Annotated in this window: 20 protein-coding genes; 11 read left to right on the top strand and 9 right to left on the bottom strand. The window is 68.0% G+C overall.

Annotation, left to right across the window (positions count from 1 at the left end; genetic code table 11):
• The first annotated feature begins 209 nt into the window (after positions 1-209).
• On the top strand, positions 210-1007 hold the full coding sequence (locus NWF34_RS06660) for an IclR family transcriptional regulator (RefSeq protein WP_258324600.1): 798 nt from the start codon (positions 210-212) through the stop codon (positions 1005-1007).
• 7 nt (positions 1008-1014) lie between these two features.
• Here the strand turns inward: NWF34_RS06660 and NWF34_RS06655 are convergent, their stop codons facing one another.
• The 3 genes from NWF34_RS06655 to NWF34_RS06645 all read right to left on the bottom strand — a co-directional run bounded on the left by NWF34_RS06655 (position 1015) and on the right by NWF34_RS06645 (position 3869).
• A complete protein-coding gene (locus tag NWF34_RS06655) occupies positions 1015-2592 on the bottom strand; it encodes an FAD-dependent oxidoreductase (protein ID WP_258324448.1) in 1578 nt (525 codons plus the stop codon).
• 105 nt (positions 2593-2697) lie between these two features.
• Positions 2698-3114 carry a VOC family protein gene (locus NWF34_RS06650; protein WP_258324447.1) on the bottom strand — a complete coding sequence of 139 codons (417 nt, stop codon included), beginning with the start codon at positions 3112-3114 and terminating at the stop codon, positions 2698-2700.
• Complete coding sequence (locus NWF34_RS06645; RefSeq protein ID WP_258324446.1) at positions 3111-3869, bottom strand: SDR family NAD(P)-dependent oxidoreductase; 759 nt, start codon at positions 3867-3869, stop codon at positions 3111-3113. Before NWF34_RS06645 ends, NWF34_RS06650 begins: the two co-directional genes overlap by 4 nt.
• 152 nt (positions 3870-4021) lie before the next feature.
• Here NWF34_RS06645 and NWF34_RS06640 point away from each other — a divergent pair, with 152 nt between their 5' ends.
• From NWF34_RS06640 to NWF34_RS06615, 6 genes are read left to right on the top strand one after another with little or no spacing between them, the layout of a single operon-like run.
• Positions 4022-4834 (top strand): enoyl-CoA hydratase-related protein, encoded by an 813-nt coding sequence (locus NWF34_RS06640; protein ID WP_258324445.1) that lies wholly within the window; start codon positions 4022-4024, stop codon positions 4832-4834.
• Positions 4831-5997 (top strand): acyl-CoA dehydrogenase family protein, encoded by a 1167-nt coding sequence (locus NWF34_RS06635; RefSeq protein ID WP_258324444.1) that lies wholly within the window; start codon positions 4831-4833, stop codon positions 5995-5997. Before NWF34_RS06640 ends, NWF34_RS06635 begins: the two co-directional genes overlap by 4 nt.
• The gene (locus NWF34_RS06630; RefSeq protein WP_258324443.1) at positions 5994-7088 is read left to right on the top strand and encodes an acyl-CoA dehydrogenase family protein; all 1095 of its coding nucleotides are present in this window, start codon (positions 5994-5996) and stop codon (positions 7086-7088) included. The genes NWF34_RS06635 and NWF34_RS06630 overlap by 4 nt, the downstream gene beginning before the upstream one ends.
• Positions 7085-8380 carry a CaiB/BaiF CoA-transferase family protein gene (locus NWF34_RS06625; protein ID WP_258324442.1) on the top strand — a complete coding sequence of 432 codons (1296 nt, stop codon included), beginning with the start codon at positions 7085-7087 and terminating at the stop codon, positions 8378-8380. The genes NWF34_RS06630 and NWF34_RS06625 overlap by 4 nt, the downstream gene beginning before the upstream one ends.
• A gap of 10 nt (positions 8381-8390) precedes the next feature.
• Positions 8391-9068 (top strand): GntR family transcriptional regulator, encoded by a 678-nt coding sequence (locus NWF34_RS06620; protein ID WP_258324441.1) that lies wholly within the window; start codon positions 8391-8393, stop codon positions 9066-9068.
• A complete protein-coding gene (locus NWF34_RS06615) occupies positions 9065-10024 on the top strand; it encodes an alpha/beta hydrolase (protein ID WP_258324440.1) in 960 nt (319 codons plus the stop codon). The genes NWF34_RS06620 and NWF34_RS06615 overlap by 4 nt, the downstream gene beginning before the upstream one ends.
• 10 nt (positions 10025-10034) lie before the next feature.
• Here the strand turns inward: NWF34_RS06615 and NWF34_RS06610 are convergent, their stop codons facing one another.
• The 6 genes from NWF34_RS06610 to NWF34_RS06585 all read right to left on the bottom strand — a co-directional run bounded on the left by NWF34_RS06610 (position 10035) and on the right by NWF34_RS06585 (position 15557).
• On the bottom strand, positions 10035-11354 hold the full coding sequence (locus NWF34_RS06610; protein WP_258324439.1) for an NAD(P)/FAD-dependent oxidoreductase: 1320 nt from the start codon (positions 11352-11354) through the stop codon (positions 10035-10037).
• Between the two features lies 1 nt (position 11355).
• On the bottom strand, positions 11356-11673 hold the full coding sequence (locus NWF34_RS06605) for a 2Fe-2S iron-sulfur cluster-binding protein (protein ID WP_258324438.1): 318 nt from the start codon (positions 11671-11673) through the stop codon (positions 11356-11358).
• A gap of 9 nt (positions 11674-11682) precedes the next feature.
• The gene (locus NWF34_RS06600; protein ID WP_258324437.1) at positions 11683-12933 is read right to left on the bottom strand and encodes a cytochrome P450; all 1251 of its coding nucleotides are present in this window, start codon (positions 12931-12933) and stop codon (positions 11683-11685) included.
• Positions 12934-12971: 38 nt separating this feature from the next.
• On the bottom strand, positions 12972-13877 hold the full coding sequence (locus NWF34_RS06595) for an SDR family NAD(P)-dependent oxidoreductase (protein ID WP_258324436.1): 906 nt from the start codon (positions 13875-13877) through the stop codon (positions 12972-12974).
• Positions 13878-13922: 45 nt separating this feature from the next.
• Positions 13923-14870: an SMP-30/gluconolactonase/LRE family protein gene (locus NWF34_RS06590; protein ID WP_258324435.1), complete on the bottom strand. Its 948-nt coding sequence runs from the start codon at positions 14868-14870 to the stop codon at positions 13923-13925.
• A gap of 168 nt (positions 14871-15038) precedes the next feature.
• Positions 15039-15557, bottom strand: a complete 519-nt coding sequence (locus NWF34_RS06585; protein WP_258324434.1) for a nuclear transport factor 2 family protein — start codon at positions 15555-15557, stop codon at positions 15039-15041.
• Between the two features lie 156 nt (positions 15558-15713).
• On the opposite strand from NWF34_RS06585, the gene NWF34_RS06580 reads away from it, so the two are divergent.
• The 4 genes from NWF34_RS06580 (at position 15714) to NWF34_RS06565 (ending at position 19332) form a co-directional block, all read left to right on the top strand.
• Positions 15714-16112, top strand: coding sequence for a nuclear transport factor 2 family protein (locus tag NWF34_RS06580; RefSeq protein WP_258324433.1), 399 nt, complete (start codon positions 15714-15716; stop codon positions 16110-16112).
• 101 nt (positions 16113-16213) lie between these two features.
• Positions 16214-17944 carry a 3-oxosteroid 1-dehydrogenase gene (gene kstD, locus NWF34_RS06575; protein ID WP_258324432.1) on the top strand — a complete coding sequence of 577 codons (1731 nt, stop codon included), beginning with the start codon at positions 16214-16216 and terminating at the stop codon, positions 17942-17944.
• Between the two features lie 3 nt (positions 17945-17947).
• Positions 17948-18808 (top strand): MaoC/PaaZ C-terminal domain-containing protein, encoded by an 861-nt coding sequence (locus NWF34_RS06570; protein WP_258324431.1) that lies wholly within the window; start codon positions 17948-17950, stop codon positions 18806-18808.
• A gap of 92 nt (positions 18809-18900) precedes the next feature.
• Complete coding sequence (locus tag NWF34_RS06565; RefSeq protein WP_024500139.1) at positions 18901-19332, top strand: DUF6918 family protein; 432 nt, start codon at positions 18901-18903, stop codon at positions 19330-19332.
• The last annotated feature ends 41 nt before the right edge of the window (positions 19333-19373 follow it).

Below are 19373 nucleotides of genomic sequence, written 5' to 3'. Positions count from 1 at the left end.
CATCCGACGGCGTGACCCACGCCACTCGAAGCGCCGAACAGACGGGAATCATACGAATCGGCGTCCCCGATCATCGCGGTCGTTCCGCTGGACGGGAAGCCCACAGGCGGCGGCCGTCCCCCGGGGCCAAGATGGGCAACCGGACCAGCGCCCCGTGGTGAGAGCCACAATGGCCGGGGTACTGTGACGGACATCACAGAGGAGGAATGGTGAGGACGACACAGACGAGCGACGGACCCATCTCGGTCGTGGATCGGATCTCGGCGGTACTCGAGGCGTTCAACGGAGCGGCCCCGATGACGCTGGCCCAGGTCACCGCGCGCACCAAACTACCCCGGTCCTCCGTGCATCGGCTGCTCGAGCAACTCGCCAGTGCGGGGTGGCTGGCCCGGTCACCGGAACAGACCTACGAGCTCGGGGTCAAGGCCTACGAGATGGGCCAGGCGGCACTCAACCAGAATCGACTGCTCCGCGCCGCACGGCCCGTGATGCACGCATTCGCCCAGCGGACGGGTTACACGATCCAGTTGGGCGTCGTCGACGGCGGTGACACCGTCTACCTCGCGAAGGTGAACGGACGACTCAGCGGCCCGACGCCCACCGCGGTCGGCCAGCGGGTTCCCGCACATCTGACCGCCCTCGGCAAGGTCATCATCGCGTACGCGGAGGTCGCCCCACGGCAATCTCCCCGGGGCCTGCACAAGCTCGACGACGGCACGCTCGTCAAGCAGACCGCCCTGTCGATCACGAGTCCGGCCCAGTTCGACGCCGAGCTCGCCCAGATCCGGGACCGCGGGGCGGCATTCGACCGCGGCGAGGCGTTTCCCGGCGTCGCCTGCGTGGGCGTCTCGATCGGACCGCACGATCACATCTACGGCAATCTCGCCGGCCTCTCGGTCTGCGCTCCGGTGGGCGCGGTGGATCTCCGAAAGCTCATGGGGCCTGCCCGTATCGTGGCCGGTGAGATCTGGGAACGCTGCGTCGCAGCAGATCTCACCGACCACTGAGGGCCCTCTACGTAGTGGTACCCGCGGCGCCGGCCAGATGGGCCGCCATGTCAGCGACGGCGCGGTAGGCGAACACCATCCCCGATCCGAGCGGCGTACCGGGCCCCGGATAGACCTCACCCGAGACCGAGGCCGACGAGTTCCCCGCCGCGTACAGCCCGCGGATCACGCTGCCGTCTGCTCGACACACCGCGCCCTCGGTGGAGATGACCGCCCCGCCTTTCGTGCCGAGGTCACCCAGCACCAGGCGTACCGCATGGAATCGCGAACCGTCGAGGGACGGCAGGCACTGTGCGGCGTCCTGCGCTCCGACGAAGAACCGGCCGTAGGGATCTTCTCCGCGCGCGAAGTCCTCGTCTCGGCCCGCCGCGGCGAAGCCGTTGTACCGATCGATTGTCGCCGTGAGCTTCTCGGCGTCGAGGCCGGTGGCCGCCGCGAGCTCTCCCACGGTCGAGGCGGTGTGCCACAGGCCCGCCTCGGTCATCGCGGCGCGCTCCGGAGCGGGCACGCAGATCGCCGGTAGTTCGTCGCCGAACCGGTTGTCGAAGACGAACCAGAACACCTCGCCGGCCCCGTCGCGCATCCGCTGCAACATCGCCCGGCCCATCTGGTCGTAGGGCAACATCTCATTGGCGAACCGCTGCCCCGTCGGGTCGACGATGATCCCCGCCCGGACCCCGAGGGTGAACGCGGCGCGGCCGTTCGGGAACAGAGTGGCGGGACACCACCAGGACTGGTCGAGCAGGTCCACCTGCGCCCCCACCTCCGACAGCATCCGCAACGCGTCACCGCTGCCGGTGTCCGGATGGGACGCCGACCAGTCCGCGGTCGGCATCTGCTGGTGAATGCGCCGCAGTTCGGCGTTGCGCTCATAACCCCCTGCGGCGACGATGACCCCGGCCCGGGCCCGGATCGTCCGCCGGCTCTCGCCCTCACCGACCTCGAGACCGATGACGTCCCCCGCATCGTCGACGATCAGTCGCTGCGCTGCCGTGCCGAGGTGCAGGTCGGCACGGCCCGATTCGTCGAGCGCCAGCACCATCCGCGCGATCCAGGCCTGGCCGCCGTCGAGTTCTGAACGGTCGACCTCCATGCCGAACTGATCGGCAGGGACCGGTGGTCGGATGTCACGCAAACGGTCGCCCAGCTCGTCGGCCGAGATGGCGGCGGCAAAGATGCTCCGGCCGTAGTCCTTACGACCGGGGGCCACGTAGTAGTCCGGAAACGGGCGGTGCTCCAGCGGGATTCCCACCTCGTCCTCCAGGAACCGTGCCACCACCGGGCCGGTTTCCAGGAACGTCCGCTGCAGATCCTCGGAGGTGCGGTCGCCCACAAGTGCCCGGAAATAGGTCAATCCGTCTTCGACCGAGTCGTCGACACCTTGCCGTTCCAGCACATGATTGCCCGGAAGCCAAACGCTTCCACCGGAATACGCCGACGTACCGCCGAAGTACGAACTCTTCTCCACCACGCACACCGACAGCCCCCGCTTCACCGCAGCCAGCGCACCGGCGAGTGCGGCGCCACCCGAGCCGATCACGACGACGTCGTATTTGCTGTCCCACTGCTGATCATCCACGGCCATCAGGCGCCACACCCCTGCTCGGAATCATCGCCGATCGCGCATCGATCGGCGCCACGTGACGAGACGCTAGTCGCGCTGTCCGCAACCGACGTGGGGGTCTCCCGCTCAGAGGGAGCCGATCCGGGAGACCAGCTCCAGCCGATGACCGTCGGGATCGGCGAGGACGCCGATCGCCATCCCGTACGAGGCGTGTTCGACGACCGGCGACACCTCGGTTCCGCCGTACTCGACCGCGCACCGCATGGCGGCTGCCGCGTCGGGGACGTTCAGGACGATCTTGTTGAACATGTTGCCGTGGTCGGGTTCTGTGTCCCCGACTTCCGTCGGGCGGATCAGCTCGATTCCGGCTGTTCCGGCGCGCAGGATGACCGCGTCGAACGCGGGGGTGGCGAACTCACGCTCGAGAGCGAAACCCAGCCCCCGTCGGTAGAAATCGCTCGATCCTTGCAGGTCGGACACGCGAACCGCGACGAGCGACAGGACCACCCCCGTCTCGTGCGGGTCCACGGGGTTCGGGTTCATCGGGTTTGGGACCCGCCGTTGAAATCGAGTGTCTGCCCGGTCATCCCGCCGGCCTCGTGAGAGGCGAGGTAAGCGCAGAAGGCGCCCACTTCGATGGGATCCCCCAGCCTCCCGATCGGGATCTGGGTGAGGATTCGTTCGATCATCTCCGGGGGCATCTTGTCCTCGAGATTCTTCTGATGGCCGAGTGCCACGATGTTCGCGGTGACCCCGTACTGACCGGTCTCGGCTGCCAGGTGCCGGATGAATCCCTCGATCCCGCTCTTGCCGGTGGCGTACATCGTCTGGTTGATGTTCTGGCCGGTACGTGCCGAGCCGGAGGAGATCTGCACGATGCGTCCCCAACCGTTGTCGCACATACCGTCCAGCACGACCTTGATGCAGTTCATGGCGCCGAAGATGTTGAGGTCGATCGGCGCGCGCCACTCCTCCGGGGCGAGGTCACGGAAGGGCTTGATGACCCGGCCCTCGGCCACACCGGCGTTGTTCACGAGGATGTCGACGTGCCCGCCGAGTTCGGTCTCCGCCGCCCGCACGGCCTCCGCGGTGGCCTCGAAATCGGTCACGTCGAAGGCGGCGGCCACCGCGCGGTTCCCCTCCTCGGCGATGGCCGCGGCGACCTTCTCGGCACGGTCGGCGTGCAGGTCGTTCACGATCACCGAAGCACCCTGTCGCGCCATCACTTTCGCGATTCCCTCGCCGACGCTCTGTCCGGCACCACTGACCAATGCGATATGTCCGGTCAAATTGAACAAGGAAGTCTCCTTCGAAGAATGGGAAACGGCCAGAGCGTCTCGCGGCATGTGCGGAGACGACGATCGGCTCGTGCGATCAGTTCACCGCAGTCGCATCAGCAAGTCAATGATTTTGGATCGCTTTGTGTATCCAATCGGCTACGCTGCCCATCATGACGTCCGACACAGCTCCCAGCGCGCAGACTTCCGACGACGACGCACCCTCGATCCTCACGTCGTTCACCGATGGCGTCGCCCGGCTGACACTGAACAATCCGCGTCGCAAGAACGCCATCACCCTCGACATGGCCGCCGCCATCGAGCAATTCTGCGACCAGGTCGCCGCCGATGAGAGCATCGGCGCGGTCGTCGTCGACGCCGCAGGTTCCTACTTCTGCAGCGGTGCCGACACCCGCATCCTGGCGGCCGCCTCCGCCGATCCCGCCTCGCCGGAATCGGTCGTGCAACTGTCCGCGGTCTACAAGGCCTTTGTGCGCGTGGGTTCACTGCCCGTGCCGACCGTCGGCGTGGTGGTCGGCGGCGCGGTGGGCGCCGGCCTCAACCTGGCACTCGCCGTCGATCTGCTCGTCGCCACCCCGGAAGCCAAGCTGGACAGCGGTTTCCTCGCTCGCGGTATCCACCCGGGAGGCGGGCACATCACGCTGCTGAACCGGGCGATGGGACGAGCGAACACCATCGCGCTCGCCGCGTGCGGCCAGTCGCTCACCGGCGAACAGGCCGTCGAACGCGGTCTCGCCTACGCAGCGGCCCCGATCGAGGACATCCCCGCGATCGTGGACGGACTCACCGCACCCGCGGCACGCGATCCCGAGTTGACCCGCCGCGTCATGGCCAGCGTCCGACTCGAACTCGGTCCGCCCGCGGTCACCTGGGACTCGGCGATCGAGATCGAGCGCGGCACCCAGATGTGGTCGATGGCCCGCAAGGGACAGAACTGGTCGTCCCGCGGGCCCGGCCGGTCATGACCGCGCGGCACGACCCCCGCGGCTCGTCGCCGGGCGTCGACGACGCCGCCCTGGCGGAGTTGCGCACCGAGGTCCGCGAGTTCCTCCGCGACGAGATCGACCGCGGCGCATTCACTCCCGACGTGGACAGCTGGATGACCGGCTTCGATCCCGCGTTCAGTCGACGGCTGGGCGAGCGGGGCTGGCTCGGTATGACGATGCCGACCGAATACGGCGGGCGAGGGCGCACTCCGGTCGAGCGATTCGTCATCACCGAGGAACTCCTCGCGCACGGCGCGCCGGTGGCCGCCCACTGGATCGCCGACCGGCAGATGGCCCCGGGCATCCTCGCGAACGGCACCGAAGAGCAGAAGCGCCGCTACCTTCCCGGGATCGCCTCGGGCTCGATCTATTTCGCGATCGGGATGTCCGAGCCGGATGCCGGTTCGGATCTCGCGAGCGTCCGCACCCGGGCACGAGACACCGGTGACACCTGGACCATCAGCGGCACCAAGGTCTGGACCACCGGCGCCCACATCTCCCACGCGATGGTCCTGCTCGCGCGCACCGACGGCACCCCGGAGGACCGGCAGCAGGGCCTGTCACAGATTCTCGTCGACCTGTCCCACCCGGACATCGAGGTACGTCCGCTGCGGAGCATCGACGGCCAGGCCCACTTCAACGAGGTGGTCTTCCACGATGCCGTCGTCGACAAGTCGGCACTGCTCGGCCGACGCGGCAACGGGTGGCAACAGGTGATGAGCGAGTTGGCCTTCGAACGTTCCGGACCCGAGCGCTACCTCAGCACACTGCCGCTGTTGCGGGCGTGGGCAACTCATCTCCGCGAGACCGGGGCAACCCCCGAACAGCGCCGGATTCTCGGCGCCCTCACCGCACAGGCCTGGGCGCTACGACAGATGTCCCTACGCGTGGCGGCGGAACTCTCCGCCGGCGGCAAGCCGGATGTGCTGGCCGCCATGGTCAAAGACCTGGGTTCGACGTTCGAGGGCGAACTCGTCGAGGCTGTTCGCATTGCGTCGGGCGTCGTCGCACGCCGGCGCGGGGGCACCCCGCTGGAGCGTCTCCTCGGACAGAGTGTGCTGCACACACCTGCATTCACCTTGCGGGGCGGAACCAACGAGATCTTGCGCGGCATCGTGGCGCGGGGAATGGGGATTCGATGAGCGAACTGGCCGCTGAGCTCGTCGCGGCGACGACCTCGATGCTGGACCGCATTCCCGTCGGCACCGAGACCCCGCCGCCCGGCGTCGACCTGGAACTGTGGACAGCACTGGCGGACTCGGGTTTCGCGAGTCTCGATGTGCCCGACGCCGCCGACGGGCAGGGCGCCGATCTCGGCGATGCGCTCGCCGTGCTGTCGACCGTGACCGCGGCCGGGGCGATCACGCCGTTCGTCGAGCATGCGCTCCTGGCCGCATGGCTTGCCGGCGCGGTCGGACGGTCACTCGATGGGACCACCGCGACGATCGCGGTCGCCGACGACGTGGAAGCACGCATCGAGCGAAGTGTCGAAGGTGAGGACCGATTGGTTCTCAGCGGAGTCGGACACGACGTCGTCCACGCGGCCTCCGCCGACTGCGTGGTCGTACTCGTACCCACCTCCGACGGCCCGCTGGTGGGGATCGTCGACCTGAGCGGCGCCGGAGTACACATCGAGGACGGCACGGACCTCCTGGGAGTGTCGTTCGGCGACATCCGATTCGACCAGGTGGCGACCGTCTTCCATGCCGCCTCCCCGGTCGATGCCGCCGAGGTCCGCCAACGGGGCGCACTGGCGTACTCCGCAGCCCTCGCCGCAGCAGCAGGGGCAGTCCACGACCTGACCGTGCGGTACGCCTCGGAACGCATCCAGTTCGGCCGGCCCCTCGCCAAGTTCCAGGCGATTCAGCAGCGTCTCGCAATGATGGCGGCCCAGACCACCATGATGGAGACCGCGGCACGGGTGGCCGCCGGGGCGACCTCGCAGGATCCGGTCGGTGCCCGAGCCGCGGTGGCCGCGGCGAAGGTGGTGACGTCCGGGTATGCCGACGAGGTGGCCGCCGCGGGGCACCAGATCCACGGCGCCATCGGGTTCACCTCGGAACACCGGCTCGGCCGGTCCACGACGGCCCTGTGGACATGGCGTGACCGGCACGGAACCGAAGCCGAGTGGGCCTATGTCCTGGCCGGACAGGTACTCGACGAAGGCGCTGATCCGTGGGAGATCATCACCGGGACCGAAGCGCAGCAGACCTCGAAGGGGAACGACCGATGAGCGCGGCGGATCTCGTGGGTGACGAGCTCCGGAACGAGAACACCCCAGACGAGAGGACCGGTGTCGATCCCCGCGCGGCATGGCGTGCCGCCGATTCGGCCGTCGACCACGGAATCCTCAGCGGCCTGCGGGTTCTCGACCTGAGCCGGGTCCTGGCCGGTCCCTACACAGCTCAGATCCTCGCCGATCACGGTGCCGAGGTGATCAAGGTCGAGGCGCCCGCGGGCGACGAGACCCGCGGGTGGGGACCTCCCTTCGAGGACGAGGGCGCGACGAGCGCCTACTACCAGAGCCTCAACCACAGCAAGGAGAACATCTGCCTCGACCTCCGCACCGACGCGGGACGAGAGGTCCTCGCCGACCTCCTGGCGGGTGCCGACATCGTGATCGAGAACTTCAAGGCCGGCACGATGGCGCGGTGGGGTTTCGACTACGACACCGTCCTCGCCGAACGACATCCGCGGATGGTCTATTGCCGCGTCACGGGTTTCGGCGTCGACGGTCCGATGGGCGGCCTACCCGGATACGACGCGGTGCTCCAGTCGTTCGGCGGTCTGATGAGCGTGAACGGTTACCCCAGCGGGACTCCGCTGCGCGTGGGTATCCCCATCGTGGACATCGTCGCCGCCAACATGGCGGTGAGCGGCATACTCCTGGCGCTGTACGAGCGGAACCGTAGCGGTCGCGGGCAGCTGGTGGACATGACGCTGCTCGATTCGGTGATCTCCATTCTGCATCCGCATGCCGCGAACTGGGTCTCCGGCGGTGCGATCCCGCAGCGGACCGGCGATTTCCACCCGACCGTGGTGCCCTATCAGGTGTTCTCCGCTCGCGACGGCGACTTCTTCGTCAGTGCGGCCAACGACCGTCAGTTCCGCTCGCTCGTCGAGGTCCTCGGGGTGCCCGAGCTCGCCGACGACCCGAGGTTCGTGCGCAACGGCGAGCGGTCGCAGCATCGTGTCGAACTCGCCGCAATCCTGGGCGAACGCATTGCGCAGTGGGACCGGGACGATCTCGCGGACCGGCTCGAGCGGGCGGGCGTCCCGGCGAGCCCGGTCAACAACGTCGCGGAGGCACTGACCTCGCCGCAGGTCCGGCACCGCGGGCTGTTCCTCGACACCGACGAGTATCGCGGCGTCGGCGTCCCGATCTCGTTGAGCAGGTCGACTCACCGCCCACCCCGCCCGGCGGTACGTCGGGGCGAGCACACCGAGGAAGTCCTCGCCGCTCTGGGTTACGACCCGAGCCGGTTGGCCGAGCTCCGGTCTGCCGGCGTGTTCGGCGACGGGTAGGAGAGACAGCATGGGACGCAACACGACCGCGCCATCCGAACCCGCACAGTCACGGTCGGTCAGACGTGTCGTCGCCGAGATCGAGCGCATGATCGCGACCGGAGAGCTGCTGCCCGGTCAGCCGATCCGGCAGGAGTGGATGGCAGATCGCCTGGGTGTCAGCCGGCTTCCCATCCGCGAGGCCCTGCGCGAGTTGACCGCTCAGGGGCTGGTGGCGCACCAGCAGAATGTCGGGTACACCGTTGTCCGGTTGGACCAGGACGAGTTCGACCAGATCTATCTGATGCGTGCGGCATTGGAGCGCGAGGTCCTCCGCCGGCTTCCCCGGTTCGACGCCGCGGCACTCGACGAGATGCACGCCATCGCGGCGCGGATCACCGAGGCCGCGGAGCGCGGTGACATCGTCACGATGCGCACCGAGAATCAGAGCTTCCATTTCGCGATGTTCGAGCGTTCCGGGCTCCACCTCGTGGTCGCCGAACTACGTCGCCTCTGGAAACTCGCCATGCCCTATCACGCTGCGTACCTGTACGACCCGGCCGGACGGCAACGCGTGTGCGGGGAACACGACACGATGATCGACGCCCTGGCCGACGGTGACAACTCCCGCCTCATCGAGCTGATGGACGAACACCGGCGCGGCGGCGAGGCCAACACCGGGATGATCCTGGGTGGAGGCCGGCCGTGACGTCGCCGTGGGATCCCGACCTGGCTGCCATCGTCGACCGGATGGCCGCCGCCGGCACCGGATCCGTTCGCGAACAGGGTGTGTCCGGCATCCGGAAGACCCTGGAATCGATAGTGCGCCCGCCCGGCCCGGACATGTGCTCGGTCACCGACGCCGTCGCTGACGGCCTCGGCACGCCGGTCCCGGTACGGATCTATCGACCGCACGCCGCTCCGAAGAGCGGTGCGACGGCACTGGTCTGGTATCACGGTGGCGGGATGATCATGGGCTCGCTGAATTCCTTCGACCGCCTCGCCCGCGACCTGGCCGAGGCCACCCGGGCCGTCATCGTCAACGTGGACTATCGGCTCGCACCCGAACACACCTATCCCGCAGGCAACGACGACGCATACGCGGCGCTCGTGTGGACCCACCGGGTCGCGGCCGACCTCGGCGTCGACCCGGCGAAGATCGGCGTCGGGGGCGACAGCGCGGGAGGCGGGCTCGCCGCCGCGACCGCGTTGCGCAGCCGAAATGAGCAGGGCCCGGCCATTGCACAGCAGGTTCTGTTCTATCCCGGTGTGGAGCGGCGTCGTGATCGGCCGTCGATGCGCGAGTTCGGTGACAGCCCGTTCCTCACCGCCGAGGACATCGACTGGATGAAGAATCTCTACCTCGGCAGCGACTCCTCACTCGACGACGAATACGGAACACCGGCGCTCGCCACCGATCTGTCCGGCCTCCCGCCCGCGATCATCGCAGTCGGACACGGTGATCCGCTACGCGACGGCATCGAAGAGTTCGGGGACCGCCTTCGGGCGGCCGGCGTGCCCACCGCCCAGTTCCGTTATCCCGGTGTGGGACACGGGTTCGCCATGCAGGCGCCGTCGGTGGCGCGGGGTCGTGCGGCGCTCGCCGAAGTCGGCGCCCTGGTCGCCGCGCGCTTCGCGCATCCCGTGCCCGCGGCGGACCGCTGATCCCCCGCGCTCAGGCGCGTGCGGGCGCCAGCAGTTTCTTGATCGGAACGCTCTCGTCCGCGAACACTTCCGGAGACGGCCGATGGCCGCGGTTCAGTGCGGTACGCAACGTCATGAAATCAGCTGGGGAGTTCAGGCATTCCGCGGCGACGAGTCGACCGTCGGCGAAGTACAGCGACACCTGACGGTCGGGCCGCTTCGGATCGGTGCGGTGCACGACTTCGCTGTGACCGCCGGACAATCCGACGATCTGGAGTTTCTGCGCCCCCTGGTCGGACCAGAACCACGGGGCCGGTCGAATGTGCGGTTCGGCACCGAGGAGGATCGCCGCCGCGGCGTTGGCCTGTTCGGTGGCGTTGTCGACGGATTCGAGGCGATACCGCCGCCCGCTCGCGGAACCGTGGACCGTGCAGTCCCCGATCGCGAGTGTCCATCCGTCGGAGGCCAGACAGTTGTCGTCGACGACGATCCCGCCGTCGCAGTCCAGTCCGAGCATCTCCCCGAGTTCGGTCCGTGGTTCGGCACCGATCCCGACGATCACCGTCGCCGCGGGAACGACGACACCGTCGTCGAGGCGCACGCCCCGGATGTGGTTCGGTCCGAGGTCGCTGTCGGTATCGCTGCCGCCGTCGCTGTCGCCGCGGACGATCTCGACGGGTCGCCGGCCCAGCAGGACGACTGTCCCCATCGATTCGTGCGCACGGAGAAGTGCTGCTGCGGTGTGACTCCCGACCGCGCGGGCCAGGAGCCGGTCGGCGGTCTCGATGACCGTCACCTCGGTGCCGGCGGCACGGAGACCGGCGGCGACCTCCAAACCGATGAAGCCCCCGCCTATCACCACGACCGGCCCGGCCGTCGCCCGCTCTCTGAGCAGATCGGCATCGTCAAGGTCGCGCAGGACGAGCACGTCGGGATGGTCCGCGCCCGGCAACGAGAGGCGACGGGCGCGAGCGCCGGTGGCGAGGACGAGTCGATCGAAAGTCTCGGTCCGGCAGCCGTTCTCGCCGGACAGCTCCAGCACCACACCATCGTCGGTGCGGCGCACTCCGGTGACGCGGGTGTGCCGATGCAGATCGATGCGCTGATCGTCGAAGTACGACTCCGCCCGCAACGACAGCGTCGAGGGATCGATTGGGCCCTTGAGCAGCCCCTTGGAGAGCGGCGGTCGATGGTAGGGCACGTGCGGTTCGTCGGTGAACAACGCGATCCGGCCGGCAAAGCCGTTCGTGCGCAGCCGGTCCGCGAGATGAACTGCGGCGTGCGAGGCACCGACGACCGCGATGCTGTGTGGCGTCGCGGTCGCGTCGGCGTCGTCTCTTTTCGTCGTCACCTCAGACCTGTTCGTCGGGGATGGTGACGTGGAGGTCGGTGTCTGCCAGGGTCAGCTGGCACGACAGACGCGAGGTGTCCTCGCGATCCGACGACGTGCAGTCGAGCATGTCGTCCTCGTCCTCGCTGATCTCGGGGAACAGCTTAGCCTCTTCGGGATCGAGGTAGACGTGGCACGTCGCGCAGGACAGCGTGCCGCCACACTGACCGACGATCCCGCTGACCCCGTTCTTGACCGCGGTCGCCATCACCGAGTCGCCCGCCGTGCCGTCGATCACCTTCACCGCCCCGTCGGGCTGTGTATAGAACACCTTGGGCATGCGGACCTCCTACCAGCTGACCGGGAGGTCGACGATCGGCTGGGTCAGGTTGTCGTTGTTCATGACCGGGTCGCCGGCGAGCTGCAGGCCGGGAAGGCGACGGAACAGCTCGGCGATGGCGACCTGCATCTCCATCCGGGCCAGCGGAGCGCCCAGGCAGTGGTGCATGCCGTAACTCAGGGTCAGGTGGGGATTGGACTGACGCCGGATGTCGAACGTGTCGACGTGTTCGATCGCCGCCCCGTCGTGGTTGGCCGACGCCGGATCCCCCATGATCGCCTCACCCTTGCGGACGAGCTGGCCGTCGAGTTCGACGTCCTCGGTGGCCACGAAGGGCACCAGCCCGCTGGGTCCGCCGACCTTGCCGTTCAGTTCGAAGCGCCCGTGCCGCAGGATCTCCTCCACCGCGGTGGGTGTCACCGCGTCGATGTCCTCGAGCAGTACTCGGAGCTGATCGGTGTTGTGCAGGAGCGACAGAACCCCGGCGCAGATGAAGTTGGCCGTGTTGTCGAAGCCGCCGATGATGAGAACCAGGGCGACGGACAGGATTTCACCGTCGGTGAGCGTGTCGTCCTTGTCCTGCGCGTTGGTGAGGTCGCTGAGCAGATCCTCGCGCGGATTGTTCCGGCGCTCCTCGATGAGCGCGAGCATGTACATGACCAGTTCGGTCATGTTGGCGGTGGCTTCTTCCTCGGGCATGTTCGCGACCGCGAGCGTCGCCGAGCTCCACTTCTGGAACTTCGGGCGGTCCTCCGGCGGCACACCGATGAGGTTGGCCAGCATCTGGATCGGCAGCGCCACCGCGTAGTCGTCGACCAGGTTGGTCGGCGCGCCCTTGGCGAGCATGTCGTCGATCAGCTTGTTGGCGAACTCGACCGCCGAGTCGCGCATCGCCTTGACCCGCTTGGGCGAGATCGACTTCTGCACGAGCTTGCGGAGCTTGGTGTGCTGCGGCGGGTCCTCGAATTGCAGTGTGGTCTTGAGGAAGTCGGGAAACTCCACGAAGTAGGGCACCACGCGCTCACCCGTACGGAAGGGCTCGCGGACGAATCGCGGGTCGCCGAGCATCTCTCGTGCCACGGCATTCCGGTGGATGATCCAGGCCTCGCCGCCGTAGGGCATCGTGATCTTGGTCATCGGCCGGTCTTCGGCGATCGCCTTGTAGCGCAGGGCCGCCTCGGACGGGGACACCGGCGAGAACGGGTACACCGTGTAGGCCTCGTCCAGATCGGCTGCGCCGGCGGTGGTTTCGGTACTCATGTCAGGACTCCAGGGCTGTGGGAACGGTCGGTGGCGGGTCAGACCGGCATCTGTGCCGGAGCGACGACCTGCGGGATCGCCTCCGGCGTGATCGACATGATCTGGTCCCACTGTTCGGCGACGGTCTCGACGGTGAGAGCCGGATCGTGGATGCCGGTGGTGTTGACGAGTGCGAGTCGGTTGACGATCCCGCCCGCGACGTTGAACACCTCGCCGGTGACCTCGCAGGACGGATGGACGAGAAACGCCGCAACGGGAGCGACGTGCTCCGGCCGGAGCTGAGTCCGCATGTACTCCATGATCTCCGGCGACAACGTGTCCGCCGCCGCCTCGGCCATCCGGGTACCTGCACCCGGTGCGATGGCGTTGACCTTCACGCCGGCCTCGAGGCCCTCGAGCGCCAGGTTTCGGGTCAGACCGAACAGCGCCCCCTTCGAACCGCCGTAGTGGGCCATTCCGGGGTTGCCGAGCATCGCCTGCGAGATCGTGTTGACCACGCGGGGTGCCGGCGACTCGAGGAGATGGGGCCACGCGGCACGGAGCAGACGCATCGGACCGAGGAAGTGCACATCGAGGTGACGCTGATACTCGGCGTCGGGCACCTCGCGAAAGGGCGCCGCCCGCACGATGCCCGCGTTGTTGATGACCGCGTCGATCCGGCCGAAGCTCGAGATCGCCGCGTCGACAAGGGCTTGTGCACCCTCGTCGGTGGTGATGTCGGCGGCGACCCCGACCGCCTTCCCGCCGGCGGCGGTGATCTCCGCAGCGACGTCGGCGGCCGGATCCCCCGCCTCGACGCCCGAGCCGTCGGTGGTCGAGCCCAGGTCGCCGACCACGACCGATGCACCGCGCGAGGCCAGGAGAAGCGCGTGTGCGCGGCCGATACCGCGGCCCGCGCCGGTCACGATCACGACGCGATCGGTGAAGTCGAGTTGTGCTGTCATGTTGTCGTCCTCGAATCGGTTCGAAACAGATGAGTGGTCGTCAGCTCAGGGTCGCGTCTGGCCGCCGCGGTGCTTGACGTCGGCGACCCAGATCCCGCCGAGCGCTTCGCGTGCGGACTTCTCGAAGTCGAAGACCTCGTAGCCGACCGTCATGTAGAGGGTGCTGCGATCGGGTCCGCCGAGCAGGCAGGCCGATGCGATCCCGCCTTCGAGCGGCATCGGCACCGCGTCGGTGAGACCGTCCTCGGTGAACCGGGCGACGTATCCGCCACCGGGCATCGCCGCCCAGACGCCGCCGTCCTCGTCCAGTCCGATACCGTCCGGCATGAAGGGGCAGGTGGCGAAATCGCGTGCGTTCGAGAGCGTTCCATCGGCCGCACGGTCGATCACGGTGATCTTCTGCGCCATCACCTCGGCGACGAAGACCTTCGAGCCGTCCGCGCTGATCCCGATGCCGTTGCCGCAGTTCAGCTCCGGAATCCCGGCCGGCGTGTGCGCAGTGCCGTCGGGCTCCACGACGATCAGCGACGAGGTGATCGGTGTCTCGCCCTGGAAGATGTCGAAGCCGAGCTGGGTGATGTAGGCACGACCGTCCGCGTCGACGACCATGTCGTTGACGGCCTTGATCGCGAACTCGCTGACATCGGCATAGACGGTGAGATCGTCGGTCCCGTTGCCGCCGTGCACGAGCACCTTCTGCTCGTGCATCGAGACGACGATCAGCCGGCCGTCCGGCAACCAGCCGAATCCGCCCAGGGTGATCGGGACATCGGTGTCCGCGGCGCGCCCGTTCGCGTCGATGACCACGGTCGCATTGCCTTCTGCGTCCAGGGTCTTGAGCGTCCCGGTGTACATGTCCGAGAACCAGAGCGCCCCGTCGTGCCAGCGCGGACATTCCGGCCAGGAGAACCCGGACGCGATCTTGCGGGCCTCGAATGTGGGTGCGTCCGCGGCGGCTACGGCCGCTGCGACGGTGTCGACAGGAGTGGTCATCGATGAACCTTCCGAAGCGTGAGGTGCTGAGTTGTGTTGTGCGACAACTGGGGGCGGTGATCCCGGATCGCCGTGAGATGGATCACAGGGCCGCGTACAGACGTACGTTAAGTGCTCGGCGGCGGGGCGGTCGGGATCTTCCCATTCAGTGGACCCCCACCTGGTCGGTCAGTCGGGAACGGTTTCCGGGTACACCGCGGCGAACCATCCCCGCTGTTCCTCGTCGAGGGTCCCCAACTCCATCGCGCGACGCCCCCACGCCTTGATGAGATCCAGGAAGCTCGTCACGTCGTAGGCATCCCGCTGCTGCGAGAACTTCCCGTCACCGGCGTAGGTGAGGACGCTGATATGCGGTGCCGCGAACCGGCTCCCGTCACCGGGGTCCCTCATCACGTCCTCGAGCCCGACCACGATGGTCCCGTTGGTCTCGTCGATGGCATGCCAGCTCTCGGGGAAGCTCTCGGTGTGCGAGCCGGGGAACTGCGCGAGGCTCGGCTCGGCCCACGCCCAGACCTCCGCCTTGCCCTTGAGCTCGCCGGCCATCTGCTCGTGATAGATGACGTCATCGGTGAACAGCTCGAGGAAGTCCCGCCAGCTCCCCTCCCCCGATCCCGCACGGTTGATGGTGGTGAACCACCGCCGGTATGCCTCTTCGAGTTCTTGCCTGGACCATGTGTTGTCTGCCATGTCGGCACGTTAGGCTCGGCCGCCGCGGTGAGAGCGGGGCCGTTTCCGCTCAGCGGGAGGTCGACGGATTCGACCTGACCACGATGCCCGCGACGCATTCCCACCCAGCGGAAAGCGCGCCGTCACGTCCGCTGTCGATGGTCGACCATGCAGATCATGACCGATCAGACCGCCACCGACATCGACACCGTCGCCCTGGTGTCGCGCTACCTCGAGACGATCTCGAACGGGAGCGCCCCCGAGATCGCGGCGCTCTACGCCCCCGAAGCCCGTCTCGAGGACCCGGTCGGCTCCGAACCCCGCACCGGCCGCGCCGCGATCGAGGAGTTCTACCGCGGCCTCGACGGCGCCGACGTCACCGCCGAGCTCCTCGTCGTCCGCGCGGTCGGCAGCGAGGCCGCCTTCCACTTCCGGGTGACCACGCGTCTGCCGGAACGCACCATCATGATGGAACCGATCGACGTCATCACGTTCGACGACCGCGGACTGATCACGTCGATGCGCGCGTTCTGGACGCCCGGCGACATGACCGTGCAGGCCAGCCCCTCGTCGTAACGGTTTCCAGCAAATGAGACGACTCACTCTGGCGTCGCATTTCTGGAACGTGTTCTAATTCAGGTAGAACACGTTCCAGCTGCGCGCACGAAGGGGACCCCATGGCCGGCTCGACCGATCCACAACAGACCAGCACCGAACCCGAGATCTACGACGTGGTCGTCGTCGGCGCAGGTGGTGCAGGTCTGGCCGCCGCGATCACCGCGGCCCGCAAGGGCCTGAACACCGTCCTGATCGAGAAGTCGCCCTACTGGGGCGGTTCGACCTCGCGGTCCGGCGGCGGCGTGTGGATCCCGAACAACTCGGTGCTGCGGCGCGACGGCGTCAGCGATACGCCCGAGAAGGCGCGCGAGTACGTGCACGCGATCATCGGCGAGCACGCACCGGCGGACCGCATCGACGCCTACATCGATCGCGGACCCGAAGCCCTCGACTTTCTCCTCGAGCACGCACCCCTCGACCTCGAGTGGGTGAAGAACTACTCGGACTACTACCCCGAGGCACCAGGTGGACGTCTCGGCGGCCGGTCGATCGAACCGCGGCCGTTCGATGCGCGCCGGCTCGGCGATGATCTGAAGACGCTGCATCCGCAGTACACCAAGGCGCCGCTGAACATGGTCGTGCTGCAGTCCGACTACCGCTGGCTCAACACCGGACTGCGTCACTGGCGTGGGCCGCTGCGCATGGCCAAGGTCGGCAGCCGGTTCTTCTGGGCACGCAGCCGCGGCAAGAAGCTCATCGCGATGGGTGCGGCGCTGGCCGCCGAACTCCTCATCGGCGTGCGCGAGGCCGGGGTCCCGCTTCGCCTGAACACCGGGCTCGTCGACCTCGTCACCGAGGACGGCCGGGTCGTCGGCGTGATCGCGGAATCCGAGGGCAGGCGGTTCGAGATCCGCGCGCGTCACGGCGTGATCCTCGCCTGCGGCGGCTTCGAGCACAACGAGGAGATGCGCAAGAAGTACCAGCGCGAGCCGATCGGTGCGGACTGGACCACCGGTGCACCGAGCAACACCGGCGACGGCATCAACGCCGGACTCAAGATCGGCGCCGCGGTCTCGCTGATGGACGACGCCTGGTGGGGGCCGACGATCCCGCTGCCGCGCGGGCCGTGGTTCGCGCTGTCGGAGCGGTCGGTGCCCGGCACCTTCATCGTCAACACGCGCGGCAAGCGCTACATGAACGAGTCGCTGCCGTATGTCGAAGCCGTGCACCAGATGTACGGCGGCGAGTTCGGCCACGGCGAGGGTCCGGGCGAGAACGTGCCGTCGTGGCTGATCTTCGATCAGCGTTGTCGCAACCGCTACCTCTTCGCCGGAATCAATGCGCGCCAGCCGCTTCCGAAGAAGTGGTACGAGTCGGGCGTCGTCGTGAAGGCGGACAGCATCTCGGCCCTCGCGGAGAAGATCGGCGTCCCCGCCGAGTCCCTCGTCGAGACCACCGAACGCTTCAACGGTTTCGCCCGCTCCGGCGTGGACGAGGACTTCGGCCGCGGCGCAAGCGGTTACGACCACTACTACGGCGACATCACCAACAAACCCAATCCGAGCCTCGGCGAGGTCAGCAAGGGCCCGTTCTACGCGGTGAAGATGGTCCCCGGCGACCTCGGCACCAAGGGCGGCATCAACGCCGACGCCTCGGGTCGTGCACTGCGCGCCGACGGTTCGGTCATCGAGGGCCTGTACGCCGCCGGCAACACGAGCGCACCCGTCATGGGCCACACCTACGCCGGTCCCGGTGCCACCATCGGCCCGGCGATCGTCTTCGGATACCTCGCCGCCGGCGACATCGCGGCCAAGGCGGCCGCCGCCCCCGCACAGCAGACAGGAGCCTGAACCATGCCGATCGATCCCGCCGTCGCCGTCGGGGCGGAGCTGCCCGAGGTCTCGTTCGAGTGGTCGGCGTCGGATGTCGCGCTCTATCACCTCGCGGTGGGCGCCGCGACCGACCCGATCGACACCCAGTCGCTGGCGTACGTCCATGATTCCGCACCCAAGGTGTTGCCGACGTTCGCGACCGTCGCGGCCGGCTTCCACACCACCGAGCCGCCGAAGGTCTCCTTCCCCGGTGTCGACATCGACCTCGCCAAGGTCGTCCACGGGAGCCAGAAGGTCACCGCACATCGCCCGCTGCCGCCGGCCGGGAAGGCGACCACCCGGACCCGGATCGTCGAGGTCCAGGACAAGGGTTCGGCCGCCGTCATCGTCCAGGAGTCGGTGACCACCGACGACGCCGGCCAGACGCTGTGGACCGCGCGGTCGTCGATCTTCGCCAAGGGCGAGGGCGGCTTCGGCGGTGAGCGCGGCCGGTCGGAGAAGGTCGAGTACCCCGACCGCGAGCCCGACCACCGCCTGCGCATCCCGACGCTGCCCAACCAGGCGCTGATCTATCGCCTGTGTGGAGACCGCAATCCGCTGCACTCCGACCCCGAGTTCGCCTCGCGTGCCGGTTTTCCGCGCCCGATCCTGCACGGCCTGTGCACCTACGGCACGGTCGCGCGGGCCATCGCCGACGAGCTGCTCGACGGGGACGTCGCGGCCGTCGCGGAGTTCTCGGCGTCGTTCGCCGGCGTGGTCTTCCCCGGCGAAACCCTCGAGGTCGAGGTCTGGGACGACGGCGCCCGTCTCCTGTGCACCGCAAGCGTCGTCGAGCGGGAGGGCGCGAAGGCCCTCGCCAATGTGGTGTGTGCGCGTAACTGAGTCACCGGGCGGTCACCGGTCTTCAGTACGCTCTACACGCGGACCGGGAGTCGGTCCGCGTGTACCACGTCGCATATCCACGAGGAGACCGCATGAGCGATTCGCTGACGCCCCTACTTGCCGACAACCGCAGCGCACTGGTGACCGACCTGGTCGGTGTCATCGATGCCGAGGTGGCCGACCAGTCGGGACTGAGCGGCGCCGCTGTGAAGACCGCCTACGCGGCGGTGCAGAAGGTGAAGCCCGGCGTGGTGCGCAGCGCCACGGATCAACTGGCCGAGGACTTCCTGACGGCACTCGCGCCGTTCTGGGATACGAAGCCGGCCGGTGTCGCCTTCGGCGATCATCTCTCGGCCCACGGCGACCCTGCCGCCGAGGCACTGCTGGCGGTCACCGACGGCCAGGCCGATTCGGCCAAGCCTGCACTGGCAAAGGCCTACAACTCGCTGCGCGGGAAGGCCAAGAATCATGTGGTCGCGGCACTGCCGCGGGTAGGCGCTGCCATCGAGAAGCACGCCGGGTAGTCACCCCGTCACGCGTCGTCGGCGGTCACACCGCCGACGAC

Source organism: Gordonia sp. GONU, assembly GCF_024733855.1.
Classification (GTDB): Bacteria; Actinomycetota; Actinomycetes; order Mycobacteriales; family Mycobacteriaceae; genus Gordonia; species Gordonia amicalis.
The sequence above is the reverse complement of the archived record's forward strand: the minus strand, read 5'-3'. Positions and strand labels throughout refer to the sequence as shown.